This window comes from Phaeobacter sp. JH20_37, assembly GCF_048056015.1.
Taxonomy (GTDB): Bacteria; Pseudomonadota; Alphaproteobacteria; order Rhodobacterales; family Rhodobacteraceae; genus Phaeobacter; species Phaeobacter bryozoorum.
Map to the genome: position 1 here is coordinate 115133 of NZ_JAYMWW010000011.1, position 19893 is coordinate 135025.

The 19893-nt window shown below is 58.4% G+C and carries 13 protein-coding genes and 1 tRNA gene; 5 read left to right on the top strand and 9 right to left on the bottom strand.

Translation table 11 applies throughout. From position 1 onward, the window contains the following. Nucleotides 1–5: 5 nt before the first annotated feature. On the bottom strand, nt 6–185 hold the full coding sequence (locus VWZ87_RS04325) for a hypothetical protein (RefSeq protein ID WP_416534530.1): 180 nt from the start codon (nt 183–185) through the stop codon (nt 6–8). An 85-nt stretch (nt 186–270) separates the two neighbouring features. Between VWZ87_RS04325 and VWZ87_RS04330 the strand changes: the two genes are divergently transcribed. Both VWZ87_RS04330 and VWZ87_RS04335 read left to right on the top strand, forming a co-directional pair. After that, nucleotides 271–345, top strand: a tRNA-Thr gene (locus VWZ87_RS04330). A gap of 1111 nt (nt 346–1456) precedes the next feature. Beyond that, complete coding sequence (locus VWZ87_RS04335; RefSeq protein WP_416534531.1) at nt 1457–2077, top strand: hypothetical protein; 621 nt, start codon at nt 1457–1459, stop codon at nt 2075–2077. A gap of 27 nt (nt 2078–2104) precedes the next feature. Here VWZ87_RS04335 and VWZ87_RS04340 read toward each other — a convergent pair whose 3' ends face one another. Beyond that, nucleotides 2105–4498 carry a DUF3131 domain-containing protein gene (locus tag VWZ87_RS04340; protein WP_416534532.1) on the bottom strand — a complete coding sequence of 798 codons (2394 nt, stop codon included), beginning with the start codon at nt 4496–4498 and terminating at the stop codon, nt 2105–2107. 329 nt (nt 4499–4827) lie between these two features. Here VWZ87_RS04340 and VWZ87_RS04345 point away from each other — a divergent pair, with 329 nt between their 5' ends. Then, nucleotides 4828–8238 carry a glycosyltransferase gene (locus VWZ87_RS04345; RefSeq protein ID WP_416534533.1) on the top strand — a complete coding sequence of 1137 codons (3411 nt, stop codon included), beginning with the start codon at nt 4828–4830 and terminating at the stop codon, nt 8236–8238. A 174-nt stretch (nt 8239–8412) separates the two neighbouring features. On the opposite strand, the gene VWZ87_RS04350 is transcribed toward VWZ87_RS04345, so the two are convergent. The 7 genes from VWZ87_RS04350 to VWZ87_RS04380 form a co-directional block, all read right to left on the bottom strand. Continuing rightward, nucleotides 8413–9729: an ABC transporter permease gene (locus VWZ87_RS04350; protein ID WP_340546461.1), complete on the bottom strand. Its 1317-nt coding sequence runs from the start codon at nt 9727–9729 to the stop codon at nt 8413–8415. Then, complete coding sequence (locus VWZ87_RS04355) at nt 9726–10646, bottom strand: ABC transporter permease (RefSeq protein WP_340546460.1); 921 nt, start codon at nt 10644–10646, stop codon at nt 9726–9728. The genes VWZ87_RS04350 and VWZ87_RS04355 overlap by 4 nt, the downstream gene beginning before the upstream one ends. A 13-nt stretch (nt 10647–10659) precedes the next feature. Further along, nucleotides 10660–11772, bottom strand: coding sequence for an ABC transporter ATP-binding protein (locus VWZ87_RS04360; protein WP_340546459.1), 1113 nt, complete (start codon nt 11770–11772; stop codon nt 10660–10662). A gap of 152 nt (nt 11773–11924) precedes the next feature. Beyond that, nucleotides 11925–13049 carry an extracellular solute-binding protein gene (locus VWZ87_RS04365; RefSeq protein ID WP_340546458.1) on the bottom strand — a complete coding sequence of 375 codons (1125 nt, stop codon included), beginning with the start codon at nt 13047–13049 and terminating at the stop codon, nt 11925–11927. A gap of 305 nt (nt 13050–13354) precedes the next feature. After that, a complete protein-coding gene (locus tag VWZ87_RS04370) occupies nt 13355–14194 on the bottom strand; it encodes a hypothetical protein (protein ID WP_416534534.1) in 840 nt (279 codons plus the stop codon). A gap of 38 nt (nt 14195–14232) precedes the next feature. After that, nucleotides 14233–15909 (bottom strand): Na/Pi cotransporter family protein, encoded by a 1677-nt coding sequence (locus tag VWZ87_RS04375; RefSeq protein ID WP_340546456.1) that lies wholly within the window; start codon nt 15907–15909, stop codon nt 14233–14235. Between the two features lie 110 nt (nt 15910–16019). After that, nucleotides 16020–16847 carry a DeoR/GlpR family DNA-binding transcription regulator gene (locus VWZ87_RS04380; protein WP_416534535.1) on the bottom strand — a complete coding sequence of 276 codons (828 nt, stop codon included), beginning with the start codon at nt 16845–16847 and terminating at the stop codon, nt 16020–16022. Nucleotides 16848–17033: 186 nt separating this feature from the next. Here VWZ87_RS04380 and VWZ87_RS04385 point away from each other — a divergent pair, with 186 nt between their 5' ends. Together VWZ87_RS04385 and VWZ87_RS04390 are read left to right on the top strand one after the other, a co-directional pair. Then, the gene (locus VWZ87_RS04385; RefSeq protein WP_416534536.1) at nt 17034–18611 is read left to right on the top strand and encodes a sulfatase-like hydrolase/transferase; all 1578 of its coding nucleotides are present in this window, start codon (nt 17034–17036) and stop codon (nt 18609–18611) included. Further along, entirely contained in the window at nt 18604–19878 is a 1275-nt protein-coding gene (locus VWZ87_RS04390) for a glycerate kinase type-2 family protein (RefSeq protein ID WP_416534537.1), read from the top strand. Before VWZ87_RS04385 ends, VWZ87_RS04390 begins: the two co-directional genes overlap by 8 nt. Nucleotides 19879–19893: the final 15 nt, after the last annotated feature.

Below are 19893 nucleotides of genomic sequence, written 5' to 3' on the forward strand. Positions count from 1 at the left end.
TGCCCTTACTCCTTGGAACTGCCTGTTGAGAGGTCGTCGGCCCTGCGGTCGATACTGTCGTCTTTCACCGCACGCGCCTTGGCCTGAGCCTTCCGACGGCCCATATTCGCCTTCAATGCGGCCTTCAACCGATCTTCGCGTGTGGGCGCTGACCCGCCGCTTTTTACTGTTTTCTTCTCTGCCATAGATCTTCTGTACCGGAGTGTGAAAAAACCGTCCAGAATGCTCTTGCACCCCACTTCGTTTATGCCTAAAAGCCCCCTCACCGGCGCTGCTGTAGCTCAGAGGTAGAGCACTCCCTTGGTAAGGGAGAGGTCGAGAGTTCAATTCTCTCCAGCAGCACCAGTTTCCAGAACATCGCAAGTTTATATGCTTAACAGCATATCTGAAGCCGCCATTCTCGGCCGCTACCCCCTCCGTATGCAGGGATATTTCGCGATTGCAGAGCTTCTCCCACAGATTGTCCGCCGACAGCCCACCGGTCGAGAACAACGCCCCTCGAGACCGAATCGATCCTTAGCATTCGAACTCCGATTCGTTGCCATTGCAGCAACAACGCCGACAGCTGCTTGAGACTGTCAGCGGTTAACCGCCGTTGAATCAAATTGTCTACAGATTGCGATGCGCGAATCACTCTGGTTAAGGCTGATTTTAATTTTCAGCCGTCATTCTCATTGCCAAGGACCGCAATCCCGCGAGCTAAGCGGGGCGCGGCACCGCAGCAGCACCCGGAACAGGAGGGTTGAATGACAAATCAAGTGCAACACGACCGCCCGCCGACCAGGACAAGGCCGGGCATCGTGCCGGCTGGTGCCAAGCGGTATGGGGCCGATCCAGTCTGTTTGGACAAAAGTGAAAAATGCGGGCCAAGGCTACGGTTTTTCAACCGACAGCTCGCAGGGCAGATCATACAGGCAAGCGTCCAACTTTCCCGGGTCCTCCCCACATTCAGCGCGTGCAGAGACAGCGTGTTTTCGTTGAGACACAGCTTGAGCGATCTATCGCATCTAGCCGAGCCGACGTTGGCGCTCTGCCTCAGGCCGCGCTGGAAACGACGATGGTGCCGCGCCGCGACTCCAAACTCTTAAAAAAATCAAGTGGCCGCCAAAATCGATGCTGCCTGAAATCCGCTTATCCATTGGAAGCTTCCCGCCAAAACCGGTGGGCTCACTTTGAGTACGACACCGTATCTGGTGTATCCGCTTTGCTTCAGTCGTGAGGCGCTGCGGAACGGGACCAACGAAATGGACGCGTCATCGTTTTGCACCCCTGCCGGGAACGCCAGTTCGCGGGCCACCACACGACACCAATAACTGCCGACAGGGCAATACCGAACCCGGCCGCCTGGAACGCATCGACATGCAGTCGGTGCGCCGGGTGAGCTGTACCAAAACCAGCGTGCTGATCTCCCTATCAGCCGCGATAGCACGAGGCTGCCCTCGACAAGGAACACGTCATGTCGACGATCTGGAACTCTATTATTCGAAAAACTGCAGTGGCTGCCGCTGCACTGACCATGATGAGCGTTTCTGCCGGAATACTCCCGGCGCAAAGCATCAACAACAATATCAAGAGTCAGCTGGACGAATTCGTCAAACGTGGCACCGAGGTGAGATTCGAAGGGTATCTTACCGGCTACAGCTATTGGGATAACACTCCCCCCGGCAGTGCCGCCATTGCGCGCCCGGTCCTGCGGCGCCAGGCCGGCGGAACCGGCACTTATAATGACCCAATTACCATCGCGGTGGGACATGCCATTCGGCGCGGGCGCCAGACGTTGGACTTCCCGGCAGGCACACGGTTTTACATCGAGCGCCTGCGCAAATACGCAATCGTAGAAGATGTATGTGGCGACGGGCACCAGCCACAAAACGGTCCCTGCCATACCGGCAAGAACGGCCGCCCCTGGCTCGACATTTACATCGGGGGCAAGCGAAACTCTGTCCGCGACACCGAACGCTGCATGAACCGATTGACAGGGATGCAGCCCATCCGCCTCAACCCACGGCGCGGCTATCCGGTTGCACAGGGCGAAATCTCGGCCAGCGGCTGTCAGGTCTTCGGCCCGGTGAGTTAACTTGGCCGCGATCCAATTCGCTAACCCCTAGCGGGCGCGGCGCTTCAGATGCGCAAGCGCCTGCAGGACGATCCCATTGGTGTTAAGGTCAGCATGGTTTGCCATTTGCCCATAGCCGTCAAGGAACAGGCCACTGCTCATGCCAAAACCATCAATTCGGGCGCGGCTCTGTGCTGTTTCCAGCATCTTCAGGCTGAACGCGCATGGCCGCACCGCATACCACAGATAAGCCGCTTTGGTTGAAAAGATCCCGTAGGGGCTGGTCGCCACTGGCTCAAAGAGCACATCGCGCCCCTTTCGATAACTGACATTCCATCGCGTTTCATGGCCAAGATCGAACCCCTGATAGACAAACCAGGGCGCTGTATCGATTGGGGTCTCTGATGGCGCCAGCAATTGCCCGGTCTGATCATAGTGATGCTTCATCGCCCCAAGGAAGATATCGGTGAGGACCGCGCATTCCGCCGAGGGCCCCAACTCGACATATTCCAGCAGCAGCGGTTCGGTGGGCAGAATACCAATCTGATCCACCGTATAGAGTAGACTGACCGTTCTGTCGGCGACGGTATCCCCGACGAAGGCCTCCCGATAAGGAGATCGCGTATCAGGCTGACCCAGCAACGGCAGAATACGCGTCTGATAGTGGGCGCAGTGCGACAGATACGACGACTGGATGCGTGTCTTCAGAATATTCTTCAGCACACCACCCTGCATAAGGCCCGCAATTTCCCATTTCTTCATTAGCTGAGACGACGCCTCCGCAAGCGCCGCATGTTTCGCGGCCCGGGTCACGGCACTGCTCAGGCGTGCAAAATCACAGGCATCAAAGCCGCGGCGTTCGATAGACGCATCCCGCACATTGATCAGCGTGGGCGGATAGGCCATGTCCCCGTCAGTAATCACCGGCAGGGATGCCATGATCTTCTTGATGCGGCGATAGATCTTGTCAGCGGGCGCCAGATCCAGATCAATTGCGGCGAGCAGCCCCAGTATCAGGCTGCCGACATCCCACATCGTGATTTCATAGTTGTTGAAAGACTTACCGTTAATCTGCTTCCTGACGGTCAGCGCCAACCCGGTGGCGCTCATCTCTGCCTGTTCCAGATAGCTGTAGGCCAGTTGTGCGTCGGCCATCATGGCCTCATCAAACACAGGCGACTCCGGCGCCAAATCAGTACTGCGCAGTGCCTCTCGCGCCTCCAGCAGCAACTCATGCGCCGGGTCAACAATTCCTGTAGGATAATTAAGGCAGATCCCATTCGCGGCCGGAATCTTGGCGGCGAGCTTGCCAACAGCGTCAACCTTATGAACGAAGACAGCATCCGGATGCCGCACGTCTCCCCGCTGCGGCGCAACCTCATCGGCAAGGAAGAGCGGGCCTTCAACCGGTTCGCCGTCAGGCCCCAGGCCCGGCGCTCCCAGACGGCGCTGCTCCCCGTCACGGGTCTCCAACAACAAAGCGCCATCCGCGCGACGCTCCCCGCCGCGCACCAGAGTCACACAGTCAACGCCGAGACGTGCCCGCGCCTGGCCCAGTAACGCGTCATAGCCTTCCCCACTCTCAGGGAACTCGGGCAGAATGACATAGTGCCGGGAGTGGTTTGGCAGGAAAGCACAACACCGTTTGTAGAGTTCTCGCGGCAGGACCGACAGAAGATACCCTGAAAGGCGCGCGCGATTGACACTCGCGGCGATACGTTGACCGACCTCATAAGCGCGTGCCGGATCAATCGGCAGTTCCGCCACATCAATGGCCAGCACCGTCCCGTCCCCCAATTGGGAGAAAAGCCCGGATGTCATCTTCTGCTGGGCTGATCTCAGATCAAGACGCGCCTTAAGCGGTAACATAAGAACTGCGGCCGGCCCAAGCAGCGCCTCGCGTTCGGCATCAGCAACCGCATCGTAGATCACGGTCGTGCACCCTCCGGTCCGCAAGCCATCCTGCCTCAGGTCGCCCTCCACCCCATTTGTGGACACGGTCGAAAAATGCGCAGGCTGGGCCGCCGCCGCCATCGACCCCGGCAAAAGCCGATCAATCTGTGATCGCAGGCTCCAGAGTGCTCGTGCCTTGAAATATCCCGTCTTCTGCATGAGATCGCGCGTGGCAGGGACAATCTCGACGAATGTCCGGTTTTTGGATGCCGTGTCACTCAGCATCGACAAGACCGGATGAACGGCATCCGGGCTGTGTCTGGCGAAGTCATCGAACTCAACTTCAACCGCCAAAGCAACGCCTTGCGACAGGAACGCAAAGATCAGCGAGCCAAGTGCGTTCTCAGGCAGGGATGGATGCACACCTGTCAGCAGTATGGAAAACGCCCGAATTCCCTCTGCGTGATCTGTCTGCGCTTCAGCCGGCCATGCTGCACCTATCAGGCCACCTGAGGCCAACCCCAGAAACTCACGACGTTTCCACCGCATTACCCTGTCCAACTTTCTGGTTTCGGCGCTGTTTACCATAACTTGAACGAGCCGCGATGCCCATCTTGAATTATCGTTAGGACTTTGTTAAAAACTTAATTAGCGGACGCGGAATCGAAATGGTTCGCGCGAAAGCACGACTGGCGAAAATCGCCTGCCCCCCAAACGAGTAATTGAAAAAGTAACACGTTATTTGAACGGGTTGGCAAGTGATGTACACGACGACTGATAATCGGCCGACGCCAGGTCCAAAGAAAAGCAGAGCAAAGGCTCCTGCTGCTTCAACGCGTCGTCACAAGACATTTCCGACTGAGATTCTGCCGGCCGAGATGGCTCTTTCGACCGACGCGGAGAAGCAGATCTTCAAAGCTGGCAACGCAACCCGGCCGTTTCTGGCGGTCCTGTTGTTTGTGATTGCGCTCGCCCTGGCGGCGGCGATGATCATTGCCGTGACACAGAATGTGATCACCGAGTTCAAATTGGCGCGACCATTGTTTCAGAACAGCGCGCCTGCGGATAACATCAGCCAAGATTGGCGCCGTTTCCTGCCGCAGAGTGACAATCTGGAAGGCGATGGGGGCAATGATCAGCTCGACCGCGATTACGCCAGCGCGGATATTGCGGGCGGCAGTTCCTGCGAAACCCAAACAGGCACGCCCCGCAGTGCGAGCAATAACCCCTCGAAAGTATACGCTTTTGTAACGGCGGACCTCGAAGACGTTTCCAACTCCGTTCAACGGACCTGCAACACGATCAATGTGTTTGTCCCCGAATGGCTGATCATCAGCGACAAAGGTGTCGACTGGTTGCAGTCCGGCAATCAGGATTTTAGTACGCCCTATGTCGTGCGGACCAACCCTTTTGGTGATAGTCCGATCCAGCCGCTGATCCATGTGCAGGCCAGCGCGCTCAGCAGCGAGGCGTCTGGTCACTGGTCTAATACCGCAGCGCTTGCGGCGCGGCAGGGGTGGTCCGGTCTGTGTTTTGATATGCGTCGGCTTGAGGTGCAAAACCTGCAAAAGGCTCTACTCCATCTCGATGGTGTGAAAGGGGACTTCGCGGCAGCAAACCTGGAAACCTGTGCAGTTATCGCGCCAGACCAGATCGAAACCCTTGCCTATAGCAGCGCATTGCCCGAGCGGGTGATCCTGCCCGCCATTCAGAACAGCTACCGTCTCGGGATCTACGAAGAATCGCCAGCTCCGCTTGATTGGTTCCAGTCCGTTCTCGAACGTGCGCGCACCACTATCCCACAGGATAAACTGGTGATTGGTCTCGCGGCTGGTGGTGTGCACTGGACCACTGGCACGAGTGCGCCGGAGTTTATCAGCTATGCAGATGCAATGTCCCAGGCCGACCAATATGGCGCCTTCGCGGGCTATGCACCCGAAAAAGGTCATGGGCTGATCTCCTATATGGACGCTGGTGGCGAGCGAAACATGATCTGGTATCTGGATGCCGTAAGCCACTACAGCCAGTTGCTGAGTGTCGCAGAAGCTGGCATCGACGGTGTTGCGATCTGGGGGCTGGGGCAAGAGGATCCCTCCATTTGGCCTCTGCTCGCCCAGCAAGATATCCTGTCGGACGAAGCCTTTGCCACATTGCGTGATATCGATCTGAACAGCTTTGTCTCGTATCGTGGCACCGGCCCATTTCTGCGGTTCAGCGAAACCGAAGTCGTCGGCCGTCGCCATGTGACCCGCGATTCCGAAACGCTCATGGTCATCGATGCGATCACTGATCCGCTGCCCTTGCCGGTCATCGCGGACCGTTACGGGGTCTTGCCAGACAAATCCATTCTCCTGACCTTCGATGACGGGCCGTCGCAGGACCACACGCAGGAGATCCTCGATATCCTGAATGCCGCCAACGTCCCTGCGACGTTCTTCATGGTCGGCAATCAGATGTTTGAGCAAAAGAACGTCGTCAACGCACTCGCCGAAGCCGAATTTGACTTCGGGCTGCACACCTTCTCTCACCCGCAGCTCAATCGCGCCTCCCCTGCGCGGGTGCAGGTTGAACTGGCTTTGCAGTCAAGGATCTTTTCCTGGCTGACCGGCCGCACACCAGTTGTTTTCCGCGCGCCCTATATGCGTGGTCCCGGACCGCTGGAGGGCGATCTGGCGCGGCGGCTGAAGACCATTATCGATCAACGTTATCACCTCCTGGGTGCCGATATCGTGCCACCGGATTGGCGCAGCCTGAGCCCGAAGCAACTGGTAGACTACACTCTGGGAGCCTTGGACGGCAGCGGTCAGGTGCTGCTCATGCACGATGGCGGAGGTCCGCGCAGCAGTACCATCAGCGCTCTACGCCTGTTGCTGCCCGAGCTGAAAGCGCGCGGCTATCAGTTTCTGACGCTAGAACAGGCAATGGCCGGGTTTGGAAGCCCCTACGAGACGCGGCAGGTCGCCAGCCTTGAACCCTTCGAAGCGCTGGCCTTTACAGGTGTGGGCAACAGCGCCACGTGGGTGGCATTTGTGGTTCCATTTGCCGTGCTTCTCGGGGTCATCCGCGCTCTTGTCCTGTTCATAATGGCGATCCGGTCCCGCCGTGCGGACCGCATGGATCTACGCCACCGGACAGGTGATTTTTCCGCCCCGGTGACGGTGGTGATCCCAGCCTATAACGAAGAGAATAGCATCCTGAAGACGATCTACAGCGTGCTGGAGTCAGACTACCCCAACCTATCAGTGCTGGTGGTGGATGACGGGTCAACGGACTCCACCTATGAGCTGGTGAAAAAGACCTACAAAGGCAACCCGAAGGTACAGATCCTGCGTCAGCCCAATGGCGGCAAGTGGAAAGCATCCAATCTCGCCTTCTCGCATGTCACCACCGACTTTGTCGTTGCGATTGATGCCGATACCATCGTCGCGCCGGATGCTATCCGCCGTCTGATGCAGCCCTTGCGCAACCCCAACGTTGGTGCAGTGGCTGGCAAAATCATGGTCGGCAACTCTAACAACCTTCTGACAAAGCTGGAAAAGCTTGAGTATACGGTCGCCCAGAACATCGACCGCCGCGCCTATGAAACGATCAATGCGATCATGGTTGTACCCGGTGCATTTGGCGCCTGGCGAACCGACGCTGTGCGCAAATGTGGCTACTACAGCAGCCAGACGCTGGCAGAAGACACCGATCTGACCATCTCACTCCTCGAAAAGGGGTATGAGGTCCGTGCCGCGGAGCGTGCATATGCCTACACCGAGGCGCCCGCATCCGTCGGAACACTGATGAAACAGCGGATGCGCTGGTCGATCGGGATCCTGCAATCCGCATGGAAACATCGCGGCACCATCCGTCAGGGCCATGCTGTCGGCTTGGTCGGGCTTACGGATCTGGTTGTCTTCGGAGTGATCATGCCGCTTCTTGGCCCGATCATCGACCTGTTGCTGGTGCTCATGTTGGTGCGGTTCGTGTCCAGCTTTGACGGAACCACCTTTGACGCCTTCACCGTTCGTGATTATGCCGTGCTCGCCATTTTCCTTGCGCTACCGCTGCTGGAAATGATCATGGCTGATTATGCCGTACGGTCCGAGCCATCGACCCCGCGTGCCATGGTGCTGCTGTTGCTGTTGAACCGCTTCATTTATCGCCAATTGCTGATCATCAATGTCTATCGCTCGCTGTGGCGGATCCTGACAGGGCGGTTGACGGGGTGGCACAAACTACGTCGATTTGGATCCGTTCAGGCGCCGGTCCGGCCAACAGTTGCAGCCCGGGCGCATCTCAGCTGACCTGCGGACCGCATGACAACCGGCCTGCGGGATCGGGCAAATCGCGGCCTACCCCTCTCACGGGCTCGAGGAACCAGATTGATCTGTCACCAGCCTGGACTGGTCTGGCATGAAATAAGCCCTGCCCAAGAGAGAACCTTGGGCAGGGCTTTGTCGTTTTACACGCAGAGTTGCTCAGTTGCCGTCAGACGTGCTTTCACCCGAGAGCGCATTGGGATCGAACGCGCCACCGAAGGCGGAGTTTCCGCCGCTTGCCGGTGCCGAGCTTTCGTCTTCGCCTTCAGGGGCAGCGCTGTCTCCGCCACCCAGAGCATTGGGGTCAAATACCCCGCCAAACCCAGAGCTATTACCACCGCTGCCAGATGGCTCAGATGTTGCGCCTCCAGCATCAGAGCTCCCGTTTTCTGCTTCTTCAGCTGCTCGGCGAGCAGCGTCTTCGGCACGGCGCTGACGCAATTCCTGAATACGCAGCTCGGTTTCCAGACGTTTCTGCTCCTTCACTTCGGCGATACATTGAGCTGGGCTGTAAACAGTCGCCGTGCCGACAATCACAATGGTGAAGCAGGCAACCCCAACCAGCCCAAGAGCCGCCCAGTTCGAACTGAGGAACCCCGGCAGCCGAAGTCGGCCACTTTCCAGCTCTTCCACCGTCGCGTCCTTGCGGGCCGCCGCGACCAACTCACGCCGACGGATTGTTGCCTCGTTGAACAGCGCCGCAAAAACCGTCAGCACAACGATGATAAATGCCAGAGCAGAGATCGCCGGAGTGATACCGTAGCGCACCTTTTGCGCCAGTTCGATTGTCAGGGTCGGGTATTCGCCGAAGGTGAAAGTAGTGGTGTTGTAGTTCTCAAAACTAGCAAGGAAGGCAAGAACCGCCGCCGACGCAATTGCCGGTTTCATGAATGGCAACAGAACCTTGCGGAACGCCTGCGCATGGGTCGCCCCCAGATCAAGCGCCGCCTCAGTCAGCGCGATGTCGTAACGCTGCAGACGCGCCACCAGCACCAGCATACAATAGCTGGCGATGAAGGTGGATTGGCCGATGATGGTCAAGAACAGCCCATTGGACAGGAAACTATCCGCCCCCAGACCAACCATACGGTTGATACGATCCCAGAACACCAGAGTCGAAATACCGATCACCACGCCCGGTATCAGGATCGGTGCGATGATGACGGTGTAATAGGTCGCCCGGAGCTTCGGCCAGATCTGCGTTAGCATCAAAGCGCCCGCCAGACCCATTGCCACCGACAACACCACCGTGCCCGCGCCCACCAGAATAGAATTCCAGATGCCATTCAGAATGCGCTCGTCCTGGAACAGGGCAGAGAACCATTCGAATGTCAGGCACTCCCATGGCGTGGCTTGCGGAAAGCCCGGCGAGTTGAAGGCGGTGACCGACATGATCACCAGCGGCCCCAGAAGATAGGCGAAGAATATCGCCAGATAGAACCAGACGCTCAGGCGCAGAAAGGAGAAATTCTTCATTTGCCGATATCTCCCATATTCACCTTGAACAGGCGCATGACGGCCAGAACCAACAGGATACAGGTCACAAGCAGTACCACCGCATAGGCAGCACCCTGCGGCCAGTCGGAGTTGTCATTGAACTGCTGGTAGATCAACTGCGTGAACCACAAGGACGAGGGGCCACCCAGGATCTGCGGCGCCGCCAGAGCGCCCGCCGAGAGCATGAACACCATGGTGCACCCCGAGCTGATACCTGGTTTGGCATAGGGGATTACAACGCGTTGGTGGATCTTGGCCCAGCTGGCCCCCATGTCTCGAGCGGCCTCGATCTGGTTGCGATCCAAGCTTTCGATCACGTTATAGATCGGAAAGATCATCAACAGGATGTAGGCATAGCCAAGCCCTGCATAGAGCGCGATATCATTGCGAATGAAATCAAACGGCGTATCGAAAACCCCCATCCCGACGAGGGCCGTGTTCAGAACACCGCTTTCCCCGAAAATGATGCGCAGGGCAAAGGCCCGTAGGATTTCATTGATCCAATAGGGGATGATCAGCATCAGGGCAAAAATACGGATGTGATTGCCCTTGGTCTGCGCGAGATAATAGGCGATCGGATAGCAAAGGATCAGGTTGAACACCGTGACACAGACCGCAGCGACGAGCGTGCGGAAGAATACCCGCAGATCAACTGCATTGTAGTCTTGGCTACCGCCCTCGGGGCCAAAGACCAGATATTTGTAGTTCTCCAGCGTATAGACGTCCTTCGGCCCGCCGATCTCTGGTGGAGGCAGGTTCGGTCGGAATGAAAAGTCGAGCATCGACAGCTGCGGCAGAATGATGAGGCCGATAGTCCAAAACAGGACGAGACCAAGCATCAACGAACCCAGTCCGTAGCCGTTGCGATTAAAGAATTCCCTCAGGAATCTTGGCATGATCTGGCCCTCCTTATTCTGCGGCCAGCTCACCCGCGGGCACGACGACGGCATTCTTCGTCTCGTATTCCAGGGTGATGTTTTGACCTGTGTGATCGTCGAACGACTGACCAAGGTTCGGGATGGAAACTTTCAGCTCCTTACCGCCGTCTCCCTCCATGAAGATGTTGAAGGCATTGCCTTCAAATTCCTCGTGGTTGACCTTGGCGGTCACAAAATGATCACCGGTGGCCCCTTGCGGCGCCAGGGCAAAAGCTTCGGGGCGAATGAACATCATCGCATCATCGCCCTCTTTCATCTTCCCCTGATTGGCAGAAGAAATCCGCGCGACCAGATTACCGGACCGGTTCGTCGCTATGAGCGCTTCATTCCCCATTACCCGCTTCACCTTGCCGCGGAACACGTTGTTCTCCCCGACAAAGGATGCGGCAAAGGCCGTTGCAGGATCGTTATAGACCGCCTTGCCGTTGCCGATCTGGTCGATCACGCCGGCGCGCATGACGGCGATATTGTCGGACATGGTCAGCGCCTCACCCTGATCGTGGGTGATATAGATAAACGTAATGCCGACCCGCTGCTGAATTTCGCGCAGCTCGGTCCGCATGTGCTGACGCAACTTCAGATCAAGTGCCGACAGCGGTTCATCCAGCAGGAGCACATCCGGCTCAGCGCAGAGCGCGCGCGCGATGGCAACCCGCTGACGCTGACCGCCAGACAGTTCCGACGGCAGTTTGTCCCCCTGCCCCGGCAGTGCAATCATGTCCAGAAGCTCATCCGCGCGCTTGCGCCGATCCTTTGCCGACGCGCCGTTGATCTCCATGGAGAAGGTGATGTTTTCCCAAACCTTCATCAGCGGGAACAGCGCAAGGTTCTGAAAGATCAGCGCGGTCGGGCGCTTGTTCGGGCCAATCCCGCGCATGTTATTGCCGCCAATCAAGACGTTCCCTTCGCTTGGCTCCAGGAAACCGGAAACCGCGCGCAAGATTGTCGTCTTGCCACAGCCAGACGGGCCCAGGAACGAAAAGAAATCGCCTCCGTTGATTTTGACATTTGCGTCGCGCACGGCGACGAAATCTCCAAAGCGGATCCAGAGGTTTTCAAGATCTACGCCTACCCCAGCACTCATGTGGCCTCTCCCTCGGTGCAACCGTTCGTTCGGAGGCGAACCCCCGGCCGATGCAGATAGCATCCGGTTGATGATATGTTGAATTTACGCCCTCAGGCGTGTGGCTGGCCCCCGCCGAAACGGGAGCCAGATGTACTTGCCCGATCAGGTGATCAGGCGCTCTTGAACTTGTTGACGAATTCGGTCCGTACGTCTGCGTACCAGGGGGCTTCAGCCGGCCATGGGTTGAGATTGGCAAGGCTGTTGCCGGGATAGGCTTCGGCAAAGTTCTTCTTATAGACATCGCCGGAGTAATCATCCGCTTTCAGCACGGGCGAATTGTACCCATGGCTGTCGATTGCCTTGCCCGCAGGTTCCTGCTGGTAAGCATAGTCGATAAAGGCATAGACCTGCTCTTCGTTCTGGGCGCCGACTGGCATCGACATGCCGTCAACCCAGGCCATCGCCCCCTCGACCGGTGCCTGGTAATGAACAGGCTCACCTGCGGATTTCAGCGCAAGCGGCGGTCCATCCCAGGTCTGCCCGACAACGACACCTTCGTTCAGCAGGCCGTTTTTCTGGGTATCCGCATCGTTCCAGATCAGCTTGATCCGGTTTTTGCGCGCCACACACCAGTCGGTGACCTGCCCCCAGACCTTGCGCATGGTGTCTTCATCTTCATATGCCGCCCAGATCGAGCCAGGTTCCATTTCGCCGGCGGCCTCCATGTAGAGCCCCGCACCCAGCATCATGGAATGGGCACGGCCCATGGTCTTGCCTGCGTTTTCTTCACTCCAGACATCGCCGTAAGACGGCGCATCGCCCGATGGCAGCCACTTGTCAGTCCGGTAGGCAATTCCCTCAGTGCCCCAGATATGCGGCAGCCAATGGGCGCCATTATCGCCAAAGTTCCAGGCATCCGTACCAATCTTCGCCATCGCCGGGTTCACCGCATCAACATTTACCTTATTGAGATCAAACGGCTTCAGCAGCTCCAGTGGCCCCCATTGCAAGGAGCGGTTGTTGGTTGGCGAAACGATATCGAAGCCTTGCCCCTTCGTGGCTTTCATCTTGTTAATGATTTCTTCGTTCGACCCGATACCTGTGTAGTTCACCTTGATCCCGGTCTTACCCTCGAACCCGGCGATGAACTCAGGTGGCAGATAGTCGGACCACATCAGAATGTTGATCTCGCCGGAGGAGGCCAGTGCGCTCTTGGAATAGAGCGGCGCTGCCAGGGCTGCCGCACCAGCGCTCTTCAGAATCGAGCGGCGGGTTACATTGGACTTTGCAGTCATATTCTTTTTCTCCCTATGGATCTGTTGGTCTTTTGTTTTTCTTTTTTGGTAGTGGAACTCTGCGAAACACACTCCGATTGCTACAGTGACAGATTCAGAATTCGATAAGGCCAGAAGAGGCCCTACAGGCGTATTTATGGTGCCAGTTTCAGTTCCGTCCCTAGACATTCGGAACGAAACTTATGCGCGCTTGTCAGCGAAGACGCCGACTCCCACATGGTTCCACCGCAGTCAGTCTGCGCCTTTGGCGCCTCTCACGTCAACGATGCAACACTGTGGAAGTGTTCACAAAATCGCCGAAACCCTCAAACCGCCATGCCGATGAGCGCGACCCCCGCCGCCATGAGCACAGCCGCCCCAAGACGCCGTTTCCAGTTGCCCTCTTTCAGGATCAGAAAACCGATCAGCGCGGCAAAGATAACAGACGTTTCCCGCAGGGCAGATACAGCCCCCAGCGGCGCAAAGTTCTTGGCAAAGAGAACCAGCCCGTAGGCGCACATAGATACCAGACCGCCGGCGATCCCCAAAGCCCAGACGCCGACAGGCACATCGGGCAGTGTTGCACGTTTCCGCAGAAGAACAAACGCCGCGACAAAGACATGGAGAAACGCGCCCCAAGCCCAGTAGCTGACCGTGTTGCCAGACAGACGCACGCCAATGCCGTCAACCAGCGAATATAGTGAGATGAAAAAACCGGTGCCCAGCGCGTACCACAAAGCGCTCTGCCCGACCCCTGATCGCAGCGCCTTCCAACTGCTAAGCTGAATCCCCCCAGCAATGAGCGCGATTCCCACCCAGGCCTGCACCGGCAGGATTTCCCCGACAAAGATCATCGCCCAGAGTGAAACCAACGCTGGGACAATGCCGCGCGCAATGGGATAGACGACGCTCAGGTCGCCGTGATGATACGCGCGACCGAGCATGTAGAAATACCCAAAATGCACCACCGTCGACACGCCGATGTAGGGCAGGCTTGCCACATCCGGCAAAGGTAGCGTGGCCACCATGACCGCCCCGGGGATGACGTGCCCCAAAGCCACCAGACCCAGCGTCGTGGTCCTGTCGATCGCCGTCTTTACAATGGCATTCCAGATCGCGTGCAGCAACGCGGCCGACAGAATGATGGCAATCACAAATGGCGTCATATCAGGCTTTCACAGCTAGCGGGCTTCCAGAACACACATCAGTCCATTTCGTCCGCAGGCATATCCTGGATCAAACGGGTCTCCAGCAGCTGCCCGTTGCGGTATAGGATCGGATAGGCGATGGCGGCGATATGGCTGTTGAATTCCCGCAGCGCGCGCAATGTCTCGAGATGGATATCCGAGCTCTCGAAACTTTCCGCAGCGCCGCGCTGCAATCGGCGCAGATGGCGCTTACGGCTGTCACGTTCCATCCGCTTGACCTCGGTTTTCTCAAGGCTCAGCAAGCGTGCGCTTTCCAGATCGTCCGAGATCAGCACATTCGATGCAAGCTGCATATTGGCGACGATCACCTCGTGCATACGGGTGATTTCTGCCCAGCCTTCTTTTGAGAACCGCACCCCCTTCTTGTGCATGGACGCAGCTAGGACGGCGAGCCGTTCATCCACCACGTCGCCGGCCGTCTCCAGCCGGATGGCATATTCAACCAGATCTCGGGCAACCTTGGCATTTTCTTTGCCGAACCCTTCGCTTGGCATGCCAGCCACGTAGCTTCGGATACCCGACAAGCAGCTGTTCACTTCCCGATCCAGAGCCTGCACCGCCTTGATCTGGGCACGGTCGCCGTGCTGATAAAGATCGGGAATTGGTCGGAACATCGCACCGACCAGATCCGACATCCGCAGCAGTTCGCGTTTCAGGCTGCTGATCGCCTGATTGGGTTGCCGGTAATCATCTGTGTTCAATACGCTCACCGGCAGCCCGTGCGTGTTGCCCTGCAGAGGGGTCGGGTTTGGTATCAGGCTGGTCATGACACCATGCAGCATTCCGCAGAACGGCAGCGCCAGGATCAACAGCGATGTGTTGAACAGAAGATGCGCATAGACCAGCATCTGGCCGCCCTCAGGTGCGCCCAGAACACCTGCCCGCAAAGCGATATTGGCGCCAAAGACGCAGATCACTGCCCAGGTTCCACGCAGTCCCAAATTCGCAAGCGGCACACGCCGCCCTGGCGCAGGCATCCCTCGGCTCAGCCAGACCGGAATGAAGGCCGAGCCGAAATTGGCCCCCAGGACCAGGGACAACCCGGCCGCGAAAGGGATCGCATCGATCTGAACGAGGGTGACGCACATGAGGATGGCCGCCACCGAAGAGTGCATGACAAAGGCCAGCGCAGCGCCCACGAGAAACGCCGTGATGTAATCCCGGGCGAGATATTCCGCGATTGCCGGTAGGAACGCGCTCTCCCGGATGGGGTCCATAGCCTCGCGCAGGAACCGCAGCGAAATCAGAATAAAGGCGATCCCCATCAGAATGCGCCCCATTTGCCGGGCCTTCTTCGCCTCGACCTTGACGAAAAGATAGCCACCGACAGCCAGCAGCACGGGCACCAGCCAGTCGAGCTGGAACGACAAGAGCTGAATGATAAGCGCCGATCCAAGGTCGCCACCCAGAACAATCGCCAGACCAGAGGCAAAGGACAGCAAACCGCTTGCCGCAAATCCCGAGGTCAGCAGGGCAACCGCGGCAGAGCTTTGCAGAACGATGGCCATGCCAATCCCCACGAAGCTGGCCTGCACAAGGCTGCGCTGCCCGGTCAATAGCCGCTGGAACGTCGCGCCGTAGCTGCGTTCAATACCGGTCCGCACCATCCGTACCGCAAACAGCAGCAACATGACGGCACCGGCAAGGCTGGTCAGAAAGCTCAATATGGCCATAGAGTTATGTCTTGTCCTTTTGTTGGGCAGCGTCGTGACGTTACCGCTCTTTTCTTGGCGCGATGGGAAACCCCAGCTGCGCAGCCCTCCGGGCGCTTCCGCCAATCAGGTTATCCCTTCCTGATCTTGCTCTCGCCCCCTTCTGTTTCGGGGGTGTTCGAACCAGGCGCCAGTTCAAGGTCAATCTCCCAGAGTTCCAATGCACGGCGGTATTTGCGGGCAGGCATGATATCGGTCAGCAACAGATCCAGCAGTTCCGGTTGCGGACCGCGATGCGGCGCAGTGCCTTCGAATTTCGGGTGCGCGACCACCAGCATGGTCCATTCGGCAACCTGCGCCACCACAGCTGCCAGCTGTGCTTCTGTCGCACTTTGGTAAAGCGCGCCGTGTTTGGCAGAAAACGCATCTGCCGACAACACCGCCACATCCAGCGCGAACTCCTGGACCTGCTGTTCAGCGACATGTCCAAATGTACCGCGTTCGTTGCTCTGTATTTCGCCGCCGAGGAAATGCACCCTGTTGCCGTTATGATTGGCCAGCGTCTGCGCCACACCAATGGAATTCGTGACCACCGTCAGACCGGCGCGGCTGCGCAGCGCCTTGGCGACAAAAGCGGTGGTGGAGCCGACATCGAGAAAAACCGCCATCCCGTCGGTAACGTGGTCCAGTGCCCTGGCAGCGATGCTTTGCTTTTCCGCCGTATATTTCGAGATCCGTCGGAAGAAACTATCCGCCGCATCTGGTCCCGCTAGGTAGGCGCCTCCGTGCACTCGCTGCACTAGTCCCTGTTTCGCGAGCGCCTTGATGGTCCGACGCACGGTTTCCTCCGACACCTTCAGAACCTTGGCCAGCTCGCCGCTGCGTGCCGATCCGCCCAGACGGCGCAAGGCCTCCAGCAGCTCCAATTCGCGGTGCGAGATTTTCTGGTCTTCGGGCAATAGGCAGCCTTGGCAAGGAGTGAGATTTCGCTGGAGAGTGAACCACAGGGATGCCGAAAAAATCAAACATAAAAACACAAAATGCCACACAAACGGTCAAATTCAACAATGTGATGGCAGGGAAACCCTTTGCCATACTCGTCATTTCAGGCTTATCTGGCCGCAATTGCGGCAAGGAAATTCCACATGAGCCAAGCTTCAGACCAGCGCAGGAATGTCCTGTTTATCCTGATCGATCAGATGCGGGCGGATTGCCTGTTTGGAGCCCTGGCCGAGCACGTTGCGCTGCCAAACCTGCGCGCCTTAATGGCGGATGCCGTTACTTTCCAGAGAAACTATACGGTCGTGAATCCCTGCGGACCGTCGCGGGCCTCGATCCTGACTGGCCAGTATGCGATGAACCACCGATCCGTTCGCAACGGGACACCGCTCCGGCATGACACACCAAACCTCGCGTCTGAGATGCGCAAGGCGGGTTATCTGCCGATGCTGTTTGGCTATACCGACACCTCGCATGACCCGCGCATCTACCACCCCGGCGACCCGGCGATGCAGACCTACGAATACCCGATGGCCGGTTTCCACGAGATGCTGGAAATGCGGATGGAGATGTCGCATCCATGGCGCGCGCATCTGCTGAACAAGGGCTATACCTTCGATCGCTACTGGGACATCTACAAACCGGTATCGCCAACCGGGGGCGCTCCTAGACTGAACGACCCCGCTGTGTACCGGGCCGAGGATAGCGATACCGCCTTTCTCACCGATCGGTTTCTGGCGACAATGCCTGGCTACCGCGATCAGAGCTGGTTCGCACATCTCACCTATATCCGCCCGCATCCGCCGCTGGTCGCGCCTGCGCCTTACAACCGGATGTACGATCCCGCCAGCCTGCCGCTGCCGCAGCGCCTCGCCACTGTAGAGGACGAACGCGCGGTCCATCCGTTTTTCGACCCGACCACCCGCGCTGCGTCTCCCGCCTCCTTTGTCGAGGGTTTTCCGGATTTGGACCCCAGCGACCCGGTAATCCAGACGCTGCGGGCGATCTACCTAGGCCTCGCCAGCGAGGTCGACGCTCATATTGGCCGGGTCATGCAATATCTGCAGGACAGCGACCAATTGGAGAATACACTTGTCGTGCTCAGCGCCGATCATGGGGAAATGCTGGGTGACCGGCACAGCTGGGGTAAATTCTCTGTCTATGATGCCGCCTATCATACCCCGTTGATCATTCGCCAACCGGGCAACGCCATACGCGCCGGAGCGGTCGTGCAAGACATCACGGAGTCGATCGACCTGGCCCCGACTATTCTCGACTGGGTCGGTCAGGCGGTCCCCAACTCAATGGATGGGCGGTCTTTGCTCCCACTGGTTTCCGGGGAAACACCAGACGACTGGCGCAGCTACAGCTATTCGGAACTGGACTTTGGCGAGCCAGAACGCCCCAGTATTTGGCAACACCATCTGGGAACCGATGCCAGCAATTCCTGCCTCGCTATTCTACGGGACGCGCGGTTTACATTGGTTGAATTTGCCGCTGACCTGCCGCCACTGCTGTTTGACCACACCGCCGAGGGCGAAAGGGTCAATGTCGCGGAACACCCCGAGCACCAGGGCGATCTGGCCCGTCTCACCCGCCAAATGCTGCGGCACCGGATGCGCAACATGGACCACACCCTGTCTCTCGACACCATTACGCCGCATGGGCCGCGCAGGCAGGCCCGCCACAGGCCAACGAATACCCCCGGTGTCCAGCATGGCTGACCTGCGAAGCACCCTCGGCGATCTGTTTGCCGCCGCCATCGCCCGAGCCGACCCTGCCATGGCCTTGGCGGAAAGCTTGCGACAGCATCCCCCACCCCTGCCGCGCCCCGGCGGACGCCTGATCCTTATCGCACTGGGGAAGGCCGCCGTACCCATGATGCGACAGGCCATGCGGATGCTCCCGCCATCCGACAGGGCGGTCGCCGTCACCAACCCGGAAAACCTTGCCGAGATCCCCGGAGCCAGTGTCCTGGCCGGTGACCATCCGGTGCCCAATGACATGAGCCTCGCGGCTGGCGCCGTCCTGCGTCAGGCCGTCGGCGACCTGACTGCCAATGACAGTGTGGTGGCGCTGATTTCCGGTGGTGGTTCTGCCCTCGCCGTGGCGCCGGCTGCAGGGCTTACACTTGCCCACAAAACCGCAGTCACCGATCTCCTTTTGGGAGCCGGACTGGACATCATGCAGATGAATCTGATCCGCCAGCAACTCTCTGAGCTGAAGGGAGGTGGCCTCCTGCGCTCCGCCTACCCCGCACCGGTCTTCAGCTATATTCTGTCGGATGTGATCGGTGATGATCTGCGCGCGATAGCCTCGGGTCCGACGGTGGCACCGCTGGGATCGCGCACCATGGCGCGCGACTGTCTTGTAGCGCATGACCTTTGGGCATCGCTTCCGGGCGCTGTTCAGACCCATTTGTCAGCACAGGAAGACCCTGCACAAACCCTCCTTGATACAGGGTCCGTCATTGCACATCTGATCGGGTCCAACCGTCACAGCCTGATCGCCATGAAGGAACTGGCCGCACGCAAGGGCTGGTCTACCGATATCGTTGATTATGCCCTGACCGGAGATGTGGAGGCCGCCGCGGCACGGATTATCTCCGCAACCCAGGCACGGGTTTCAAACCACCCGGTCGCGCTGATCTTCGGCGGGGAAACAACGGTAAATCTGACCGGAACAGGCCGCGGTGGACGCAATCAGGAACTGGCGCTCCATGTGGCGCGCTTAGGCCGCCAAACGCTGAGCGGAAGCTGGGCTTTCCTGTCAGCGGGCACCGATGGGCGGGACGGTCCGACGGATGCGGCAGGAGGCATTGTCGATGGGGGCACGTGGCAGCGCATTCTGGACAAGGGGGGCGACCCGATGGCCTTGCTCAGGAACAACGACAGCAACCGGGCGCTCAGATTTGCGGATGATCTGTTTGTAACCGGCGGAACCGGCACCAATGTGGCGGATATTCAGATCATGCTTTTGCCCGCCCGTTAGGGACACCTGTTGCGG